This is a genomic window from Schaalia odontolytica, assembly GCF_009730335.1.
Classification (GTDB): Bacteria; Actinomycetota; Actinomycetes; order Actinomycetales; family Actinomycetaceae; genus Pauljensenia; species Pauljensenia dentiphila.
This window is the reverse complement of sequence record NZ_CP046315.1, coordinates 2,063,952-2,082,904: the sequence shown is the minus strand read 5'-3', so window position 1 is coordinate 2,082,904 and position 18,953 is coordinate 2,063,952. Positions and strand designations below refer to the sequence as shown.

The 18,953-nt window shown below is 64.9% G+C and carries 21 protein-coding genes and 1 tRNA gene; 20 read left to right on the top strand and 2 right to left on the bottom strand.

Annotation, left to right across the window (positions count from 1 at the left end; translation table 11 throughout):
- Positions 1 to 86 precede the first annotated feature (86 nt).
- The 14 genes from FOC40_RS09045 to FOC40_RS08985 all read left to right on the top strand — a co-directional run bounded on the left by FOC40_RS09045 (position 87) and on the right by FOC40_RS08985 (position 11,757).
- Positions 87 to 1,526, top strand: a complete 1,440-nt coding sequence (locus FOC40_RS09045; RefSeq protein ID WP_003794059.1) for a ubiquitin-like domain-containing protein — start codon at positions 87 to 89, stop codon at positions 1,524 to 1,526.
- Positions 1,527 to 1,916: 390 nt separating this feature from the next.
- The gene (locus tag FOC40_RS09040) at positions 1,917 to 2,534 is read left to right on the top strand and encodes a DUF4230 domain-containing protein (RefSeq protein ID WP_231126004.1); all 618 of its coding nucleotides are present in this window, start codon (positions 1,917 to 1,919) and stop codon (positions 2,532 to 2,534) included.
- A gap of 64 nt (positions 2,535 to 2,598) precedes the next feature.
- Entirely contained in the window at positions 2,599 to 3,585 is a 987-nt protein-coding gene (gene rsmA / locus FOC40_RS09035) for a 16S rRNA (adenine(1518)-N(6)/adenine(1519)-N(6))-dimethyltransferase RsmA (protein ID WP_003794063.1), read from the top strand.
- Positions 3,586 to 3,624: 39 nt separating this feature from the next.
- On the top strand, positions 3,625 to 4,599 hold the full coding sequence (locus FOC40_RS09030; RefSeq protein ID WP_155844138.1) for a 4-(cytidine 5'-diphospho)-2-C-methyl-D-erythritol kinase: 975 nt from the start codon (positions 3,625 to 3,627) through the stop codon (positions 4,597 to 4,599).
- Positions 4,599 to 6,533 carry an ABC-F family ATP-binding cassette domain-containing protein gene (locus FOC40_RS09025; protein WP_003794070.1) on the top strand — a complete coding sequence of 645 codons (1,935 nt, stop codon included), beginning with the start codon at positions 4,599 to 4,601 and terminating at the stop codon, positions 6,531 to 6,533. The genes FOC40_RS09030 and FOC40_RS09025 overlap by 1 nt, the downstream gene beginning before the upstream one ends.
- Positions 6,534 to 6,570: 37 nt before the next feature.
- On the top strand, positions 6,571 to 6,945 hold the full coding sequence (locus FOC40_RS09020; protein WP_231126003.1) for a hypothetical protein: 375 nt from the start codon (positions 6,571 to 6,573) through the stop codon (positions 6,943 to 6,945).
- Complete coding sequence (locus tag FOC40_RS09015; protein WP_003794073.1) at positions 6,942 to 7,241, top strand: hypothetical protein; 300 nt, start codon at positions 6,942 to 6,944, stop codon at positions 7,239 to 7,241. The genes FOC40_RS09020 and FOC40_RS09015 overlap by 4 nt, the downstream gene beginning before the upstream one ends.
- Positions 7,242 to 7,250: 9 nt before the next feature.
- The gene (locus FOC40_RS09010; RefSeq protein ID WP_003794075.1) at positions 7,251 to 7,592 is read left to right on the top strand and encodes a hypothetical protein; all 342 of its coding nucleotides are present in this window, start codon (positions 7,251 to 7,253) and stop codon (positions 7,590 to 7,592) included.
- Position 7,593: 1 nt separating this feature from the next.
- On the top strand, positions 7,594 to 9,102 hold the full coding sequence (locus tag FOC40_RS09005; RefSeq protein ID WP_231126002.1) for a putative T7SS-secreted protein: 1,509 nt from the start codon (positions 7,594 to 7,596) through the stop codon (positions 9,100 to 9,102).
- The gene (locus FOC40_RS10740; RefSeq protein WP_231126001.1) at positions 8,985 to 9,380 is read left to right on the top strand and encodes a TNT domain-containing protein; all 396 of its coding nucleotides are present in this window, start codon (positions 8,985 to 8,987) and stop codon (positions 9,378 to 9,380) included. Before FOC40_RS09005 ends, FOC40_RS10740 begins: the two co-directional genes overlap by 118 nt.
- Positions 9,381 to 9,446: 66 nt before the next feature.
- Entirely contained in the window at positions 9,447 to 9,899 is a 453-nt protein-coding gene (locus FOC40_RS09000; protein ID WP_039929182.1) for a glycohydrolase toxin TNT-related protein, read from the top strand.
- Positions 9,899 to 10,417, top strand: a complete 519-nt coding sequence (locus FOC40_RS08995; protein ID WP_039929183.1) for a hypothetical protein — start codon at positions 9,899 to 9,901, stop codon at positions 10,415 to 10,417. Before FOC40_RS09000 ends, FOC40_RS08995 begins: the two co-directional genes overlap by 1 nt.
- Before the next feature lie 127 nt (positions 10,418 to 10,544).
- Entirely contained in the window at positions 10,545 to 11,072 is a 528-nt protein-coding gene (locus FOC40_RS08990) for a hypothetical protein (RefSeq protein ID WP_003794089.1), read from the top strand.
- A gap of 409 nt (positions 11,073 to 11,481) precedes the next feature.
- On the top strand, positions 11,482 to 11,757 hold the full coding sequence (locus FOC40_RS08985; protein ID WP_003793462.1) for a DUF1540 domain-containing protein: 276 nt from the start codon (positions 11,482 to 11,484) through the stop codon (positions 11,755 to 11,757).
- 70 nt (positions 11,758 to 11,827) lie between these two features.
- Here the strand turns inward: FOC40_RS08985 and FOC40_RS08980 are convergent, their stop codons facing one another.
- On the bottom strand, positions 11,828 to 12,460 hold the full coding sequence (locus tag FOC40_RS08980) for a TetR/AcrR family transcriptional regulator (protein ID WP_003793460.1): 633 nt from the start codon (positions 12,458 to 12,460) through the stop codon (positions 11,828 to 11,830).
- Positions 12,461 to 12,571: 111 nt separating this feature from the next.
- Here FOC40_RS08980 and FOC40_RS08975 point away from each other — a divergent pair.
- The 6 genes from FOC40_RS08975 (at position 12,572) to FOC40_RS08950 (ending at position 18,056) form a co-directional block, all read left to right on the top strand.
- Positions 12,572 to 12,642 (top strand) — tRNA-Gln (locus FOC40_RS08975).
- A gap of 40 nt (positions 12,643 to 12,682) precedes the next feature.
- Positions 12,683 to 13,732: a bifunctional N-acetylglucosamine-1-phosphate uridyltransferase/glucosamine-1-phosphate acetyltransferase gene (locus tag FOC40_RS08970; protein ID WP_003794092.1), complete on the top strand. Its 1,050-nt coding sequence runs from the start codon at positions 12,683 to 12,685 to the stop codon at positions 13,730 to 13,732.
- A 24-nt stretch (positions 13,733 to 13,756) separates the two neighbouring features.
- Positions 13,757 to 14,728, top strand: coding sequence for a ribose-phosphate diphosphokinase (locus FOC40_RS08965; RefSeq protein WP_003793457.1), 972 nt, complete (start codon positions 13,757 to 13,759; stop codon positions 14,726 to 14,728).
- Between the two features lie 167 nt (positions 14,729 to 14,895).
- Positions 14,896 to 15,504: a 50S ribosomal protein L25/general stress protein Ctc gene (locus FOC40_RS08960; RefSeq protein ID WP_003794094.1), complete on the top strand. Its 609-nt coding sequence runs from the start codon at positions 14,896 to 14,898 to the stop codon at positions 15,502 to 15,504.
- A 79-nt stretch (positions 15,505 to 15,583) separates the two neighbouring features.
- On the top strand, positions 15,584 to 16,702 hold the full coding sequence (locus tag FOC40_RS08955) for a mannose-1-phosphate guanylyltransferase (RefSeq protein ID WP_003794096.1): 1,119 nt from the start codon (positions 15,584 to 15,586) through the stop codon (positions 16,700 to 16,702).
- Between the two features lie 172 nt (positions 16,703 to 16,874).
- On the top strand, positions 16,875 to 18,056 hold the full coding sequence (locus FOC40_RS08950; RefSeq protein WP_003794098.1) for a BMP family ABC transporter substrate-binding protein: 1,182 nt from the start codon (positions 16,875 to 16,877) through the stop codon (positions 18,054 to 18,056).
- A gap of 59 nt (positions 18,057 to 18,115) precedes the next feature.
- Here FOC40_RS08950 and FOC40_RS08945 read toward each other — a convergent pair whose 3' ends face one another.
- Positions 18,116 to 18,889 carry a hypothetical protein gene (locus FOC40_RS08945; protein WP_003794100.1) on the bottom strand — a complete coding sequence of 258 codons (774 nt, stop codon included), beginning with the start codon at positions 18,887 to 18,889 and terminating at the stop codon, positions 18,116 to 18,118.
- Positions 18,890 to 18,953 lie beyond the last annotated feature (64 nt).

The following is an 18,953-nucleotide window of genomic DNA, read 5'->3' as shown; positions in this document are numbered from 1 at the left end:
CACGCGGGCGCGGCCGGACCCTGGCGCGCCCGCGTGCTTGCACGTTAAGCTGACCGGCAGTATCGATAGCGAGTAACTGGAGAATCGTGAACCACCACCTGAGCACCTCCCTGAGTGCGTCCGCCGCAAGCGCCCTGCACGTCCTGGGCGCCCACGTGCGTTCCTTCGCGCCTTCCCCGCGCATCGTCCTGAGCGTCGCCGCCCTCGCCTCGGCGGGTGTCCTCGGCGTCGCAGGCGTCGGTGTCGCCTCCTCGCACACATCCGTCATGCTCGAGGTTAACGGCGTCTCGCGCCCCGTGACCTCCTGGGGTAACACCGTCGGCGACGCGCTGCATGCCGCGGGCGTGAGCGTTGGCAGCAACGACCTCGTTCAGCCCGGCACTGGCGAGGCCGTGCGCGACGGCGACACGATCATCGTGCGCACCTCCAAGCCGTACACGGTGGCCGTCGACGGTCAGACCCGTACCCTCTGGACCACTGCCTCGTCGGCCGATGCGATCCTCGCGGACGCCGCTCCGCTGGGCTCGACCGTCAGCCTCGCCGCAGACCGTTCCTCCTCACGTGACGAGCTTACCCCGCTCGTGTCGCGCGCTCGCAACGTCGTCGTCACGGTGGATGGCACCACGCGCGAGGTCGCCGCACGTCCCGGGCAGGATGCCCGCGCGATCCTCAAGGCCTCCGGCGTCTCCGTGCACCCCCTCGACCGCGTGAACGTCACGACGGGCGAGGCCGGCGAGCTGTCGATCAACGTCAGCCGCGTGACCCGCGGTGAGGCCACCGAGACCGTCGAGATCCCCTTCAGTGAGACGACGACGACCAACTCCGACCTCTTCGTCGGCGAATCCCAGGTGACGACGGTCGGCGTCAACGGCGTCACCACGTGGACCGTGTGGCAGGAGAAGAAGGGCGAAGAGGTCCTGACCACCGTGCCGATCACCGAGCACTCCACCTCTCAGCCCGTCACCCAGGTGCGCAGCGAGGGGACGAAGGAGGCCACTCCGGCCGCCCTCGTCGCCGCAGGCATCGACCCGAAGGCCACCCTCGAGGAGAAGGTCGAGGCGGACGGCACGACCTCCGTGCGCTACCGCGCGAAGCTCGGCACGATCTCCACGAAGGAAGAGATCGCCGCTATCGCAGCTGACACGAAGAACACTGACTCCGCCACGGCTGCTGCCGCCGCCGCTGCCGCTGCCGCCGCCGGCGCCGTCCCCACCACCTACTCCGGCGAGGACCCGCGTTCGCTGGCCAAGCCCCTCGTCGCAGCCCAGGGCTGGGGAGACAGCGAGTACCAGTGCCTGGTCCTCCTGTGGAACCGCGAGTCGCAGTGGAACCCCTACGCTGAGAACGCCTCGTCGGGTGCGTACGGCATCCCGCAGTCGCTGCCGGGCTCCAAGATGGCCTCGGCCGGTGCTGACTGGCGTACCAACCCGATCACCCAGATCAACTGGGGTATCGGCTACATCAAGGGCCGCTACGGCACGCCCTGCTCCGCCTGGGCACACTCCAGCGCCGTGGGCTGGTACTAAGCCTGAGAGCTACTGAGGGCCGGGCCTGACAACGAGGGTTGTCAGGCCCGGCCCTTTTGTCGGTGCACGGGTGGAGGCGCGCTGGTGTGGAGGCAGTGCTCGTGAGCGCGCTGGTGTGGAGGCGGCTCTCAGCGTGCGCTCATCCGGATAGGTAACGAACATCCGGATAGGTAACGAACATCTGGATAGCTTATTAACCTATCCCGATGCGGCTAACCTATCCGGATGCCGCTAACCTATCCCGATGCGGCTAACCTATCCGCGTGGTGTAGGGGTTGTGGCAACTTGACGCTTACCGTACAATCCCCATGAGGGTTACCTAATATTCATTGCGGTTGGGTCAGTGAGGTCGTCATGGGTTTTTCCACCGTTGCTAAGTTGGCTGCGTCTGTGGTGATCGCAGGTGTAGGATTCGCCGGTGGCATGAAGGCTGCCCCGGTATTCGGCGTCGGGTCCGGGGACCAGGGTGGCGAACCAGTCGTTACCGTTGACACGACTCTTGTGAAAAACTCTTTCGCGGACATTGGTGAACTCGCCACTGAGTCCTACAACTTCACCCAGGTGGGGAAATACTCTGAGCAGGGAACTAAGGTGTTCGGCATGGAAGTGCCGGGCACGAGCGCCCATTACCTCATCACCTATTCGGGAGAAGTGAAGGCCGGAGTGGCCGACGTCAGCCGGATTCAGGTCGAGGTGGACGAAACGGGGCACGTCGTGACGGTGACCGTGCCTGCCGTCGAAATTCTCTCCGCGTCCATCGACCCTGCCTCGGTCGAGACCTACGACCAGTCTTTCTCCATCGTTAACCAGATCGAGGTCGGAGAGGTCACCACCTTCCTGGCGGATCGGGAAGCTGCTGCAGCAGACGAGGCTGTCTCCAAGGGTCTGCTTGACAAGGCGCAGGGGCGTTTGGAAGACGTCGTGAAGAAGCAGGTCAACGCCGTTCTGGGTGAGCAGGCCAGCAAGTACGAGGTGCGCGTCGTCCTACCGCCCGCCCCCGCCCCGTGACGCTTCGAGCCTCACAGTGCCCCCAGCCCCGGCCTCGTCGGCCCCGTGCACTAGACTTGCCAGCGTGAGCCGATCCTCCCAACGCAACCAGCGCGACACGCGCCGCCGCCTCGACCCGACCCTGCCCGAGGGAGCCGTCCCCTCCGAGACGGGCCTGCTCGGTCCCCTTGAAGTCAAGGCCATCTCCGAGGCGCTCGGTATTCGCCCCACCAAGGTGCTCGGCCAGAACTTCGTGCACGACGCGGGCACGGTGCGCAAGATCGTCGCAGCCGGTGGCGTCGAAGCGGGTGACGAGGTCGTCGAGGTCGGCCCCGGCCTCGGTTCCCTGACGCTCGCGCTCCTGGAAGTCGGTGCGCGCGTGCGTGCCGTCGAGATTGATCCGACCCTGGCCGCAGCCCTGCCGCAGACCGTGCGCGCCCGCATGAGCGAGGCCGCCGACCGCTTGCACGTTGTCACCATGGACGCCACGGAAATCAGCGGCATCGATGACTTCGGCGTGGACTGGCCCGCCCCCACGAAGCTCGTCGCGAACCTGCCGTACAACGTGGCCGTGCCGGTTCTGCTCAACATGCTTGAGGCCTTCCCCTCCGTCCAGGGCGTCGTCGTCATGGTCCAGGCTGAGGTCGCGGACCGCCTGGCCGCCGGCCCCGGATCGCGCACCTACGGCGTGCCCTCCGTGAAGGCCTCCTGGTATGGCTCGGTTGAGCGCGCCGGGACGATCGGCCGCTCCGTGTTCTGGCCCGTGCCCGGCGTGGATAGCGCCCTCGTGCGCCTCACACGTCTGGAGACCCCGCGCGGCGACGACGAGCTGCGTCGCGCCACCTTCGAGGTCACCGACGTGGCCTTCGGCCAGCGCCGCAAGACCCTGCGTGCGGCCCTCAAGAACTGGGTGGGCGGCCCCGAGGCCTCCGAGGCCCTCCTGTCGGCCGCCGGCATTGACCCGACGCGCCGCGGCGAGACCCTCTCGATCGACGAGTTCGTCGAGCTGGGACGCGCCGTCATCGAGGCCCGCGCGAACGGCACCCTCGCGGCGTCGACCGCGGCCCGCTGAGGGCCGCCGGTCAGACAATCGGCAGGAAGAAGGAACGCTATGCGTGAAGTGCGCGCCAGTGCGCCCGGAAAAGTCAACCTGACCCTGCGCGTCGGCGCGCCCACGCCAGACGGCTACCACCCCCTCGTCACGGTCTTCGAGGCCCTGAACCTGCGCGAAACCGTCACCGTGCGCACCTCCAAGACGCCCGGCGTACGCGTCGAGACGATCGCGTACCTGCCCGACGGCAGCATCGACGAGGCCACGACCCGCGCCATGGCGGACGTGGACCCGCAGACCCATCTGGCCGTGCGCGCCGCGCGTGTTCTCCAGCGCCTCGCCGCCGCGGGCCCCTGGGCGTCCACCGCCGCTGGCCTGAGCATCCGCGTCGACAAGCGGGTTCCCGTCGCCGGTGGCATGGCCGGCGGGTCAGCCGACGCGGCCGCCGCCCTGGTGGCCTGCAATGAGCTGTGGGAGCTGGGCCTGGGCGCCGAGCAACTGCAGGCGATCGGCCGCTCGCTGGGCGCCGACGTCCCCGCCTGCCTGGCGGGCGGCATCGCGCTGGGAACCGGGCGCGGGGACCACATGAGCGTCCTGCGCGAAGGGGACAAGGAGGGCCACCACCACTGGGTCATGCTCCTGTCCCACCAGGGACTGTCCACCCACGAGGTGTTCCGTGAGTTCGATCGAGTCGATGTGGCGAGCGCACCTGCCCTCGCCGAACCCACGCCCGAGGAGGTCGCCGCCCTGTGCGGGGAACCCGTGGAACTGCGCCACTGCCTCGTCAATGACCTGCAGGCACCCGCCCTGCGCCTGCGCCCCGAGGTGGCCGAGACTATCGGTGCCGCGAAGGATGCGGGAGCCCTGGCCGTCACCCTGTCCGGGTCCGGCCCGACCGTTGCAGCCCTCGCGCGCGACGCCGAGCATGCCCATGCCCTCGCAGCCACCCTCAGCGGCGCGCCCACGGTCGCGCGCGCGACCCCCACCCACGGGCCAGCCTGCGGCGCCCGCATTGAATCGACGGAGGCCATCTGATGGCACACCTGCTTGGAACCCAAAATGTCGGAGCCCTCGCCGGATCGCGCAAGCTCCTCGAAGGGGTCACGGTCGGCCTCGACGACGGCAGCCGCGTCGGTATCCTCGGCCCCAACGGTGCCGGAAAGTCCACGCTCCTGCGCATCGTCGCCGGTACGCAGGAGCCCGACGGGGGAGTGGTGACCCGTCGCGACGGTGTGCGTGTCGCCGTCCTCAGCCAGGCGGACACGCTCAACCCCGAGGACACCGTGATCCAGGCCGTTCATCCCGGCATGGAGGAGTACGAGTGGGCCTCCGACCCGGCCGTGCGTGACATCCATGCAGGCCTCATCGCCGACATCAACCCCGCCGCCCTCGTCGGCACGCTGTCCGGCGGGCAGCGCCGCCGCGTCGCCCTGGCCCGAGTCCTCGCGGCCAGTGCCGACATCGTGTGCCTGGACGAACCCACCAACCACCTTGACGTCGAGGGCGTGGCATGGCTGGCCACGCACCTCAACGCCCGCTTCGCCCGCCCCGGTGCGTCCGGCGCGCTCCTGGCCGTCACCCACGACCGCTGGTTCCTCGACGCCGTGTGCGAGCACATCTGGGAGGTTGTTCCCGGCGTCGATCCGGGGGGCGACCGCCCGCAGATCGCCGGCCGCGTCGAGATCTACGACGGCTCCTACGCCGCCTACACCCTTGCCCGCGCCGAGCGACTGCGCCAGGCGGACGTGGCCGCCGCCAAGCGCGCCAACCTGCTCACCAAGGAGCTCGCGTGGCTGCGCCGCGGGGCGCCCGCCCGCACCTCCAAGCCCAAGTTCCACATCGCCGCCGCCGAGGCCCTCATCGCCGACGTGCCGCCCCCGCGCGACACCGTCGAGCTGGTGAAGATGGCGACTGCGCGCCTGGGCAAGGACGTCATCGATCTCGAGGACGTCTCCGTGTCTTTCACGCGCCCCGACGGATCGCGCCTGGACATCCTCGAGGGCGTCACCTGGCGCCTGGCCCCCGCCGAGCGCGTCGGCATCGTCGGCGTCAACGGCGCGGGCAAGACGACGATCCTCAACCTGCTGCGCGGCGACCTTGAACCCACCTCGGGGCGCGTCAAGCGCGGCAAGACCGTCCAGGTCGCCACCCTCTCCCAGGACACGCACGAGCTCGACGCGCTGGTGGACATGCGCGTCGTCGAGGCCGTCGCCGACGTCGCCCAGACCGTCGTCGTGGACGGCAAGGAAGTCAGCGCCTCGCAGATGACGGAGCGCATGGGATTCACGCGCGCCCGCGCCTACACGCGCATCAGCGAGATCTCGGGCGGCGAGCGCCGCCGCCTCCAGCTCATGCGCCTGCTCATGAGCCAGCCCAACGTCCTGCTCCTCGACGAGCCCACGAACGACCTCGACACGGACACCCTGGCGTCCATGGAGGATCTGCTCGATACCTTCCCGGGGACCCTCGTCGTCGTCTCACACGACCGCTACCTTCTCGAGCGCGTCACCGATCACCAGGTCGCCCTCCTCGGCGACGGACAGGTCCGCGCCCTGCCCGGCGGCGTCGAACAGTACCTTCAGATGCGGGCCTCCGGCGACCTCGGGGCGTTTGGTTCGTCCTCTCGCGCCGACGAGGCCGGCTCCGCCTCCCGCCCCGTCGCACCCTCCGCGGACGCCTCCTCGGGCGAGGACAGTGCGGGGCAGGGGAGCGCTCGCGGCGGCGTGAGTGACGCTGCGGCGCGGCGTGCGGCCAAGAAGGAAGTGGCCCGCATCGAACGCAAGCTGGAGCGCCTGCGGGCCGAGGCCTCGAACCTGGAGGCGAAGATGGAGAAGCTGTCGATCCAGGTGGCCACGGACCCTGCGGCGGTGTCCGAGCTGACGAAGGTCTCCGCGGCCCACCAGGACGTCCTGTCCGAGATGGACGAGCTGGAGGAGGCCTGGCTCGAGGCGGCGGATTTGCTCGAGTAAAACGTATTGTGATTAAATACGATGTTCAACTGAACAAGTGGTTGAACGAGTGGTGTTCGCCGCTCTCTATCCGATGAAGGAGGAGCGGGCAATGAGTGGACCTGGCTTCGGACTTGTCGTTGGTGCACAAACGAAGGCTGCGGGTTATGTGGTTGACTTCGAAACCGAACTTGCCGACATTGCAGATACGCTCGAGGCAGATATTACCGGGCAGCTTTCTCATGTGAATGGAACGTATGTGTCGATTTTGGGTGAAGCGCTGACGGCATGGGGCGAAGCAGGCTCACCGCACGTTGGGGACCAGGATCGTTATGCGCAGGCGCTGATCTCTGTCGATGAAGCACTCATCGCGGCGGAAGAGCAAGCGACTGAAGGAATTATTGACGCCGGGGCATTTGGGAGTGGGCAATGAGTGGTCATGACCTTGTGTTTTATGAGGCGGCAGCGAACTATGTAATGGACGACATCGATCGAGCATCCTCGAAGTTACGCGAGCGTAGTACAGAGATGTCAGATCTTGTGGAGGCTGGACTCGCTGAATGGACGGATAGTTCTGAGGCTCGGCAGGCGCAAAAGGAGTGTGCGCAGCGCCTTAACGATCGTGCGGAGGAACTGGCTGCTGCCTTAGATTCTCTGAAACAAGCATTTGAAGAAATACGCAAGGCTGGTGTTAACGCTGAAACTCTTGCATTCGCTGCCGTTGATTAAGGGGTTGTGATGACAAGTCATGATTTTGAAGTTGATCTCGAGGCATTAGCCACAACGGTTACAAAGCTCAGTGAACTGCAAGAACGCAATAAAACCTATGATGTTGCAGACTATACGCCCAACTCTGGAATGGTTGCTGATCCTGTCGTGGTAGGGGGACTGGATAGCTTTAATACCAAGTGGGATCAGGGGCTGAACGGGATGCTTCGAGTTATTTCCGAAGCAGCTGGTCGGCTGGGCAAGGTTACCGGGATCTACGCTGACTATATGGCTGCTTGTGATGAGGCAATGACCCGCGCTCGTGATGCAGCGGCTGCTATCTCCACAGAACCACTGGTGAAGGGGATTTAGCGTGAGTGTGACACATAAAGGTGCTCCGACATTTGAGATCAAGGGCGATCCTGCTGCCATCCGTGGGCGGATTGCTGTCATGCGTGATCGTGCGTCCGATTTTGAGAGAATCGCGTGGTCATTGCAAGAGATTTCAGTGTCTGGCTGGAGTGGGCGTGCAGCTGAGCGTTTTCATGAACATTTCAAGCTACAGCCGGAAAAATGGTGGTGCGCCTCAGCGACTTTCGGCCGTGCCGCAGATGCCTGGGAAGCCTACGCGTCGGCGCTCGAGCAAGCTCAAACGCGTGCTTCTGAAGCTAAAGTCGCGTACGAAGAGGGGATCGCCGCCGTTGAAGCGGCTCTCGCGGAACAGAAGTGGGCAGCCGAACACCCGAAGATCGGTATATTCGGAATGCCTGAGGTAGATCTGTCGTATCATCCAGAACGGGATACGAGACCTGGTCAGGCGAAGCAAGCGCAGGCGGTCGCCGACTTCGAAGCAGCAGTGAGCGATACGGATGCTGCCGGTGAAACTCTTTCTCAGATTCTCTATGAGCAGGCTAACCGTTCTCCGGATCCGTCGTGGGCCCCCGTTCATTTCATGAAACGCATGGGAGCGGGCATCTTTGATGGCGTATGGGGCCTACTCTCCATGCAGTATGGATTAGCTCTTGAGGGGATGCGTGACTATGGACGGTACATGCTGGGGTGGATCACCTGGGATGAACTGCAAGCGAAGCAGAATCAGAATAAGATCTCGTTTGAGGACCTGCTTGTCCTACGTGACGCGATCATTGCAGACCCGGTAGGTTTCGCCAAGAAAATGTGGGACGCGTTGATCAATGCTGAAGGATGGAAAGACGATCCCGGTGCCGCACTCGGTGAACTTGTTCCGGCTGCAGTTCTTGCTGCGCTCACCGCTGGCGGTGGAAATGCAGCGAGGGCTGCTGCAGTGCTTGAATCCTTACCCGTCATTGGTGAAGGCATGATGCTGCGGGACATGGGAGTCAATCTCGGCACGCTGGCGCTTAAAGGTGCCGCACATATGGATTTCGGTGCGGGAGGAATGACTGGGCGCTTGTCTTCGCATCTGGATGACTATCTGCGCACGCACGGCATGGAGGATCTCGCTGATCACTGGAAGGCTAAGCGTGCGTTCCATCTGCGGTCAGTCCCGGATAGCGCGGAAGACCTGGCGTCAAGGGTGCCCTTGACGAAATATCAGACAGGTGGGCAAGCGCCGCCAACAGAGGGTCTCGTGGATGGCTATAAGGGAGCGAACTTAGCGAAGCAGCGTGAGCTGATCCTCGGTGAGCGACCGGATGGTACTTCGTATACCTATAAGGAGTGGCAGGATCAGCATGGTCATTGGGGAATTGATCCGCACACGTGGTTGCAAAAATGGAAGGTTGATTGGCCCCCAACGACGGCTATGCTGGTGATCCAACGATCTATTCGTCAGTTGAGGATTACGTCCGTGATTTTGGTGGAGATGTTGACCGTATCGGGCATCCGGCGGGTAACTATTTAGGAGCTATTGAAGGTGGGACGCCTGCTTCTTTCGAAGAACGATCTCTGCAACCCTCTTCTGTTAACGACTACTACTATCAGTACGAGTTCACTGGCGAGCAATTGCCGGAAGGGTGGACAATTAAGTCTGGAAAGGTCGCTGGCTGGGGGCAACAGCCAGGTGGGGCGACGCAGCTGCAGGTGCTCGGGGATGACGGTAAACCTGTAAGCGTTAACCGACTTCTTCAAGAAGGGATTCTCAAAGGCAAGAAAGTGCCTGTTGGTCTTCCCTCAATATAGTCAGTGCAGTGTTGGTGATATGTCCGTTTTGCTAGTTAGTTTATGATTCCAGTAAGGAGATGAAACATGGAGATTGATGAAATACCAGACGTTCATTCGCCTGACTTCCCGAATTCGGGAGTCTTGAAGTGGGTGCCGGATGGGCCGACAGTGCTCGCGCGGATGGATAGAAGCACTGTGAAGGCCTACACGAGCTTTCTTGCCTATACGAAGACATTTGGTCCCTACGTGGATCGGCTCGGACTGCCGAATGGGAAGTATCTATGGCAACTACCTGAAAATGGGAGTCCCTTTTCGTTGGAAGAGCGGTCGCTCGATATTTTTGCCATGAATGATCCGTACTATCAGTATCGGATTGTGGCGTTGCCGACCGGTTTCTCCATTCGAACAGGAATTAATGTCCCGCAATTCTCGATGCCTGGGGGAGCGCGACAGGTGCAATTCATGCTTGGTGATTATCCGCTTACTGTGAATGAATGTCTACAGCTTGGAATTCTCGAAGCAAAAGGAAATGACTAATGTCCGTTACAGAAGATCTTATTGATTTCGCTCGTGAAAGTGGGGCGATCCCATCCGTCTATAATGGTGGTGGTGTAGCACTTACGTGGGATGCTGGGCGTAGCTGGCAGCATATTTGGGATACGAAGAATTCGCGTTGCCCTCAAGCGTTCTATGGTGAGAGCGAGTATTTAGAATCGCGTGTTCCGACCATGATTAGCGACTATGGTGAGATCATGTTGAATTGGGCGATCATGCGCATCGGTGAAAAAGCGCGCTGGCGTCGCCGGTGGCCGCGAATCGATGTCCCTGCGGCGCTCGAAAGTGTCGCGCCCCAGTGGGGTTTCGAACAGCTCACCCCAATCACCGGTCGCCTAACCCTTGACGGCGCATATATTCCGATGGAGATGCGCACAATCTTCCCGGTGCATCCGGAACTCAATCAACTCTCCCAGGTGATGCAAATCGATTTTGATGAGCTACTTGCCGGATATATGGATCCATCAGGGGGCCCTCTCCTGCGTCAGTGGCTTTCCTGACGTTGTTCATGTCGACATGGGGTGCGGGTGAGAAAATGTGTAGTTTCGGCTCGAAAGGAGGAAGACAGTGCTGAACGGGTTGGGATGGATCTTCTGGAGGGGTACCTCCAGGGATAGGAACGATCCGATGGCCTTCCTGGACGAGTACGCGGCGGTCATGAACCGGCACACCGGGCTTGAGGTGTACAACGGCTTCAAGCGGGGACACACCGGCCTGTCGATCGATGCGGGGTTTGGATCGGGAATGCTCCTGTGGTTGGAGGATGGGCAATACTGCTTCGACGAAGAAGAACGTGGAAAAGTGGTAAAGGGCGGCATTATTGCATCACCCTCGGTCGAGTTGACACAGAAGGTGATGGTCAACTACACGGTCTCGATCTTGCGCCATAGTTTGGGGTTCCCGGCGTTGGGCGTTCCGACAAAAGTTGAGGAGCTCCCGGAAGGGTGGTCTTTGCATAAGGAGGCGGCTGCTCGTTACGACCGACTGGATGGTCCTCACGGCGAGCGTCTCGATTTCGAGGCGGGGGCTCCGTCTTACTGTGTGGCCCTTGCATGGCTCTACGACGTGTCTCCCTCCGAGCTGCTCAATGCGTACATGCTGCCCGACGGCGGTCCTCTGCTTCGTCAGTGGTTGGGGTATCCCTACCTGAGATGACGGTGAATGCCCCGGTGCGGTGCCGCTGGTAGAGCGCCGAGTCCGGTCCGTGACGTGAGTGCTTCTTACGTGCCGGCTCTGACCCATAAGCGCCCGCGCTGCCACTCGGTGGCGCGGGCGATTCCGTGCGTGAGAGTCGATCAGGGTAGGCGTGCCACACCCGCGTAGCGCAGGCTCACCTACCCGAATTACGCAAAATAAATGCCGCATTTATTTACGTAATTAGTGATGGTATGAATGCGAAAATAACCCCCGAAAGGCGCGCGAGCACCCTTGGAATTGCAACGAAAACTCGCTACGTTTTGGATATGTTGCGAAAAGGCGTATCACTGGAGTCAACAGCGCGGCCAACCCGGTCGCGACCGGCTACAAAGAGGACCCACGGGTCCACGTTGAAAAGGACACTCCAATGGCAGATATGCCCCGCATCCTCGACTGCTCCGTCACCGACTGCTCCTACAACAAGGAGAAGAGCTGCGGAGCCGCCGCTATCACCGTCGGCTACTCGACCTCCTGCACGACCTTCATCCCGCTGACCGTCAAGGGCGGCCTCGCCAAGTCCGAGACCTTCGTCGGCGCCTGCCAGAAGGCCGACTGCGTCCACAACTCCGCACTCGAGTGCACCGCCGCCGCCATCTCGGTCGGTGCGGGCACCGCTGACTGCCTCTCCTTCGAGGCGCGCTGAGTCTCACTCATTAACGAGGCCGTGGCTGGGAATACCCGCCACGGCCTCGTCGTGTGTTGAGAACGAAAAACTAGCGTCCCTCGCCCGAACGCACCCGCAGCGTGGGGTGGGGGCGCAGGCCGCGCTGGCCGTTCCAGATGAGGTTGACGACGTGGGCGGCGACCTCGTCCTTCTTCATGCGGCGGTCGTCCAGCCACCACTGGCCGACCTGCGCGATGAGGCCGACGAGCATCTGCGCGTACAGGGGAGACCAGGTGGTGTCGAAGTCCGAGCGCTTGAACTGCTCGGCGATGATGTGCTCGACTCTGGTCGCCACGTCGCCCATGACCGAGGAGAACGAGCCCGCCGTGCGATCCGAGGGGGCGTCGCGCACGAGCACGCGGAAGCCGTCCGTGTTGCGCTCGATGTAGTCGAGCAGGCCCAGGGTTGCGTTCTCCAGGATGAGGCGCGGGCGCTCGGAGGACTCCAGGGACGATTGCAGGGAAGAGATGAGGGCCTGCACCTCGCGGTCGACGACGACGGCGTACAGGCCTTCCTTGCCCCCGAAGTGCTCGTAGACCACGGGCTTGGAGACCTTCGCCCGGGCGGCGATCTCCTCGACGCTGGTCGCGCCGAAGCCCTTTTCGGCGAACAGGGAACGCCCCACGGCCACCAGCTGCTCGCGGCGCGCGAAGCCGCTCATTCGTGTCCTCTTCTCAGCCATGCCCCCAGTATCACACGAGGCGTGGGTCGGACTTCGCTCAGACCGGGCAGTGAGCGCGGGGTCGCGTTTGAAAGCGCGCGAGGGGTGCGGGTATCATCACAGTGGACGCATTCCGCCTTGGTGTAACGGCAGCACAGAGGTTTTTGGTGCCTTTAGTCTAGGTTCGAATCCTAGGGGCGGAGCGACCGGTCCCGATGGGACCGCAGACCCCCGAGGAGGAACATGTCTCGCCCCGCCGCCGTCATCGTCCTGGCCGCAGGCCAGGGAACGCGCATGAAATCGGCTCTCCCGAAGGTCGTTCACCCCCTGTCTGGCCTGTCCATGATCGGACACGCCCTGCGCGCCGCCCACGGCCTCGACCCCGAGTACCTGGTCGCCGTCGTGCGTCACCAGCGCGACGTCGTCGCCGCCGAGATTGAACGCGTGCTGCCCAGCGCCATCATCGCCGACCAGGACGAGATTCCCGGCACCGGCCGCGCCGTCCAGTGCGGCCTCGAGGCCCTCGATAAGGCCGTCGAGCCCGTCTCCGGCACCATCGTCGTCACCTACGGCGACGTCCCCCTCCTGTCTACGGACACCCTGGCCGATCTGGTCGCCACCCACGAGGGCGCGGGCCACGCGGTCACCGTCCTGACCTCGCGCGTCGAGGATCCCACCGGCTACGGACGCATCATCCGCGACGCCTCGGGCACAGTCACCGCGATCGTCGAGCAGCGCGACGCCACCCCCGAGCAGGTCGCGATTAACGAGATCAACGCGGGCATCTACGCCTTCGACGCGGACTTCCTGCGCACCTCCCTGGCTTCCCTGGGCACCGACAATGATCAGGGCGAGGTCTACCTGACCGACGTCCTCGCGGCAGCGGCCCCCGCCGGGCGCACCGCAGGCGCCCTTGAGCTCACCGACCACTGGCAAAGCGCGGGTGCGAACGACCGCGTCCAGCTGGCCGAACTCGGCGCCGAGATGAACCGCCGAATCTGCGAGACCCACATGCGTGCCGGAGTGACGATCGTCGACCCGGCCTCCACCTGGATCGACGTTGATGTGACGATTGGCGCCGACACCACCATCTACCCCGGCACCTGTCTGCGGGGGACAACCACCGTTGGGACCGGCTGTGAAATCGGTCCTAGCGCCACACTGATTGATGCGGAAATCGGGGACCGCAGTGTGGTTCCCACCGCGTGGATCGGTCAGGGCTGCGTCGCAGCCGATACGATGGTCACGCCATACAGCACCATCGGCACATTGATCGCGGCGCCTCGCGCCTGATCCAACACAAGGAGAGACAACCGCATGAGCGGACTGGTGACCACCGGAGAGAAGAATCTCGTCCTCGTTTCTGGACGAGCTCACATGGACCTGGCTCACGCCGTGGGCGAGGAAATCGGATGTGGGGTCTCGCCGGTGACGGCCTACGACTTCGCCTCCGGCGAGATTTACGTGCGCTTCAACGAGTCCGTTCGCGGCGCCGACGTGTTCGTCCTGCAGTCCATCGAGGGCGACATCAACAAGTGGATCATGGAGCAGCTCATCATGATTGACGCTGCCAAGCGCGCTTCCGCTAAGCGCATCACCGTGGTTGCTCCCTTCTACCCGTACTCGCGCCAGGACAAGAAGCACCAGGGGCGCGAGCCGATCTCCGCGCGCCTCATGGCTGACCTGTACCGGGCAGCCGGTGCCGACCGCATCATGAGCGTCGACCTGCACGCCTCGCAGGAACAGGGCTTCTTCGACGGCCCGGTCGACCACCTCTTCGCCATGCCGGTCCTCGTGGACTACGTGCGCGGTCGCGTCGACCTGACCAACACCGCCATCGTCTCTCCCGACGCCGGCCGCATCCGCGTCGCCGAGAAGTGGTCGAAGAAGCTGGGCGGCGCGCCCCTGGCCTTCGTCCACAAGACCCGCGACACCACCCGCCCCAACGTCGCCGTCGCAAACCGCGTCGTCGGCGAGGTCGCCGGCAAGGAGTGCGTCCTGGTGGACGACATGATCGACACAGCCGGCACGATCACCGAGGCGATCAACGTCCTCAACAATGCCGGTGCCAAGAAGGTCATCGTCGTGGCCACCCACGGTATCCTCTCCGACCCCGCCGCGAAGCGTCTCTCCGAGTCCGGCGCCGCCGAGGTTGTCGTCACCGACACGCTGCCGATCCCCGCTGAGAAGCGCTTCGAGCAGCTCACCGTCCTCTCCATCGCGCCGCTCCTGGCTCGCGCGATCCAAGAGGTCTTCGAAGACGGTTCGGTCACATCGCTCTTTAACTGAGCGCCTCCCGCTTCACATCCGCCCTCGCCGTGAGGTAACCTATTGGGGTTGCTCCGGCGAGGGCGGATCCGTATCTGCCGTTATCGACAGGGCTTGAATTGAAATGCCACGCGTTTCCTTCACTCTGCCGACACCGACGCCGGACCCGAGAAACGAAGGAAAGACACATGAGCGACAACCCCGTCCTGCTTGCCGAAGAGCGTTCCGAGTTTGGTAAGGGTGCTGCCCGCCGCGCCCGCCGCGCTGGCAAGGTCCCCACGGTCCTCTACGGCCACGGCGCCGAGCCCCGTCACCTGGACGTTCCCGGCCACGACCTCTTCCTCATCGTTCGCGGCACCAAGAACGCGCTCGTTGAGCTGAAGATCGAGGGCAAGACCCAGCTGGCCCTCGTCAAGGACGTTCAGGTTCACCCCGTGCGCCGCCACATCCTGCACGCCGACTTCCTGGCCGTCAAGGCCGGCGAGAAGGTCGACGTTGAGGTCCCCGTCGTCGTCGTTGGCGAATCCGCCCCCGGCACCGTCCACTCCGTCGAGGAGTTCACCATCCTGGTGAAGGCCCCCGCCACCTCCATCCCCGAGAGCCTCGAGGTTTCCATTGAGGGCGTTGAGGCCGGCTCCGCCGTGCACGTCTCCGACCTGTTGCTGCCCGCCGGCGTTGAGGTCGAGCTCGATCCCGAGACGGTCATCGTCGCCGTTCAGGAAGCCGCCCCTGAAGAGGCTGAGGAAGCCACCGAAGAGGCCGCCGCAGAGGGCGACGCAGAGGGCGACGCCGAGTGACGCTCGCGTAACGCACGCTTTCCACGAGGGGGCGAGGCTGATGCCTCGCCCCCTCGTCGTATCTGCGATACTTGGGGGCATGAGTGACCTCCACGTGATCATCCCCGCCGGCGGTGCTGGCACCCGCCTGTGGCCGCTGTCGCGCCGCCGCCGCCCCAAGTTCCTCCTCGACCTGGCGGGCACGGGCCGTACCCTCCTGCAGGGCACGGTGGACCGCCTGGAGGAGTCGGCCTCGTCGGTGACCATCGTGACCGGCCAGGCTCACCGCGACGGCGTGCTCGCCCAGCTGCCTGAGTTCGCCTCGTCGGATAATCGCACGCTTCTCATCGAGCCGTCGGGCCGCGATTCGATGGCCGCGATCGGCCTGGCCGCATACGTCGTGCGCGAGCGCTTCGGGGATGACGCGATCGTCGGGTCCTTCGCGGCCGACCACCTGATCGCCCGCCCCGAGCTGCTGCGCAGCGCCGTCGAGACGGCGATCGGCGCCGCCCGCGAGGGCTACGTCGTGACGATCGGCCTGACACCCACAGAGGCGTCGACCGCCTACGGGTACATCGCACCTGGTCCGGCCCTCTCTGACGAGGCCGGGGAAGCCGACGCTGTGCGCGGCGCTCGCCGGGTCGCCGAGTTCGTGGAGAAGCCGGATGCCGACACGGCTGCCCGCTACGTGGCGGCGGGCTACCTGTGGAACGCGGGTATGTTCATCGTGTCGGCGGGCGTGCTTGCCGCCCATCTGGCCCGCCTGCTGCCCGACATGCACGCACGCCTGGAGACTATCGCGCGCGCGTGGGGCACCCCCGAGTTCGATGAGGTGCTGGCGGATAACTGGCCGCACCTGACGAAGATCGCCATCGACCACGCGATCGCCGAGCCGGTGGCCGCCGACGGAGGAGTGGCGGTCGTGCCCGCAGACGCCGAGCTGGGTTGGACGGATCTCGGCGACTTCGAGGCCCTCACCGGCATTGTCGCGGAGGCGGGCAACCTGGGCGAGGCGCTGCGCGTCGAATCCGAAGGGGCGGCGGTCTTTGGTTCCCTCACGCAGGATGGCGAGGGGCCCCTCGTCGCGCTCGTCGGCGTGCCCGATGTGGCTGTCGCTCTGACCCCCGACGCGATCCTCGTGACGCGCCGCGACCGCGCGCAGTCCGTCAAGGCCGTCGTCGACCAGCTCGCTGACCGGGGCCGCTCCGACCTGCTCTGACGCCTCGCCGACGCGCGGCCTGGCGTATCCCCTCGTGGCGCTCCCGCGAGGGGATCTGGCCTCGCCGCGCCCTGTTCGCTCTCGGGTGAGGTGCGCCGCCCCGCCCGCCGCGCAGGGGCGCGGGGCTGGTAGCGTGTTGGGCAGCAAGAAGCCCCTACGAAAGGCATCACACGTGAACAAGCGGACCATCGCCGCCCTCGCAACCACCGCGACCGCGGCCTCCTTGGCCCTTGGAGCTTGCTCGACCACGCCCGCCGCCACCCCCGCAGCCTCCGCGAAAGTTTGCGCCGCCATCTCCGGAGCCCACGGCGACGCCGCCACGGACCCCGTCGCGACCGCTCTCGCGAGCGCCGCGAACGACGCGTCTGTCGCTTTCGAGTCGGCCAGCGGGCAGGAGGCGCCGGCCTCGCTCGTGACCTCCGGCTGCACGCTGATCGTGGGCGCGGACTCGACCATGGCCGCCTCGATCTCCGAGGCCGCACGTTCCAACCCGAAGGTTCGCTTTGCCCTCGTGGGCGCCTCCTTCGTTGACTCCAAGGGTGCCGCGACCTCTCTGAAGAACGGCTCGGTCGTCGACGTGGACGCCTCGCAGGCCGCCTACCTGGCCGGCTACGCCTCCGCGGGTATGACGACCACGGGCACGCTCGTCGTCATCGGCGGAGAGCGTGACAACGTCACCAGCTCGCAGATGTCCGCGTTCTCCCAGGGCGTGGACGCCTACAACCTGGCCAATGGCACGTCGATCACGGTGCTCGGCTGGAACCCCGTGACGAGCGACGGCACGTACGCGGGCAGCGCCAACGAGGTGCGCACGGCGACCGCCGACGCGATCTCTCAAGGCGCCGACATCATCGCCCCCTTCGCCGGTGAGGCGAACGAGGGCGCCGTGCGCGCTGTCGCCGAGGCCGCCAACCCGACCGTGCGCCTTGTGTGGTCGGGCCTGACGAAGAACGACCTGAAGGGCCTGACTCGTGACGAGGCCCAGTCGGCCGAGACCGCACCGATGTCCGGCCAGTCCGGCGCGACGGTGACGCAACAGGTGGACACGCAGTCATTCGCGGACGCGTTCAGCTACATCCAGATTGCCGACGAGGTCCGCTCCGCCATCGGCGCTCCCGTGCTGACGGGCGTCGTCGTGGATTACAAGGCCGCGATGGATACCCTCATCGCCCAGGCCTCCGCGGGTGAGAAGGCATCCGTCGTCCCGGTGTCCCTGGCCTCGGGCGGCGTGATCCTCACGGGCTTCGGCGCCTACACGCCGATGCTGTCCTCCGAGCTCAAGCTGGGCCTGTCCGACATGGTCGGCCAGATCGAGACGGGCGGCATGGTCATCTCCACACCCTTCGACGTGTGAGCTGACGGTATAGACGGTAGTGCCCCGGGGACGTGTCCCCGGGGCACAACTGTTCGGTCTCAGACTCCTAGCACTGCCAGCGCCGCGCCCGCGCACAGCGCGTCCGCGTCGAGTACGAAGGCCGGGTCCACGCAGTACAGGCCCGGGTCGGTGGGCACGGCGGGAGAGGTGCTCAGCGCATCCTCCAGCGCGCTGCGGACCCGCTCCTCGGGCACCGAGGTGCTCAGGGTACGCCCATCCGAGGAAACGCTGAGGGAGAGATCAGTGCCCTCCTTGACGACCGGCACGCCCAGGTGGTCCAGGAGAGTCGCCAGGAGCCCCGAGGCCTCGTCGATCGACACGGAGGTCCCGCGTGCGCCGGAAGGCTCCAGGGAGGCGATGCGCGAGGTGCAGCGGTCCACGTACGCGCCGACCATTCCGTCGCCCACCGACTCCCAGCCTTCCAGCGAACGGGGGAGGGACGAGCCGTCCCCGCACGCGGCCACGGCCTCGTCGATGAGGGCCAGCTCAGCATCGGGGGCCAGAGCGCCCTCGTGCGAGCGATCGATTGCGCGCCCACCCAGGTAGATGAGGGCCTCACCCGACGCGCGCACGTACACGGCGCCGTCTGCCATCACCATGCGCACCGAAAACGCCGTCAGGGGAGCGGGGAGCGCACGCGGCATGAGTAGGGCGTGCCCGCCGGACGCTTCGATGACCGCAGCGCCGTCGCGCGCAGCGTCCTGATTCTCAGAGGTTTCGTAGCCGATGATCAGGCGAAAACGACCCCCGGTTCGCGCGGACAGGAAAGAAGCGATACCCGCAAACAGCAACGGGTTAGCACAGCGTGTCATGTGCTGAGGGTAACACCTTGGGTGGTTCGAGCAAAAACGGGTATCAGGAAGGAGGCCGGGGCTC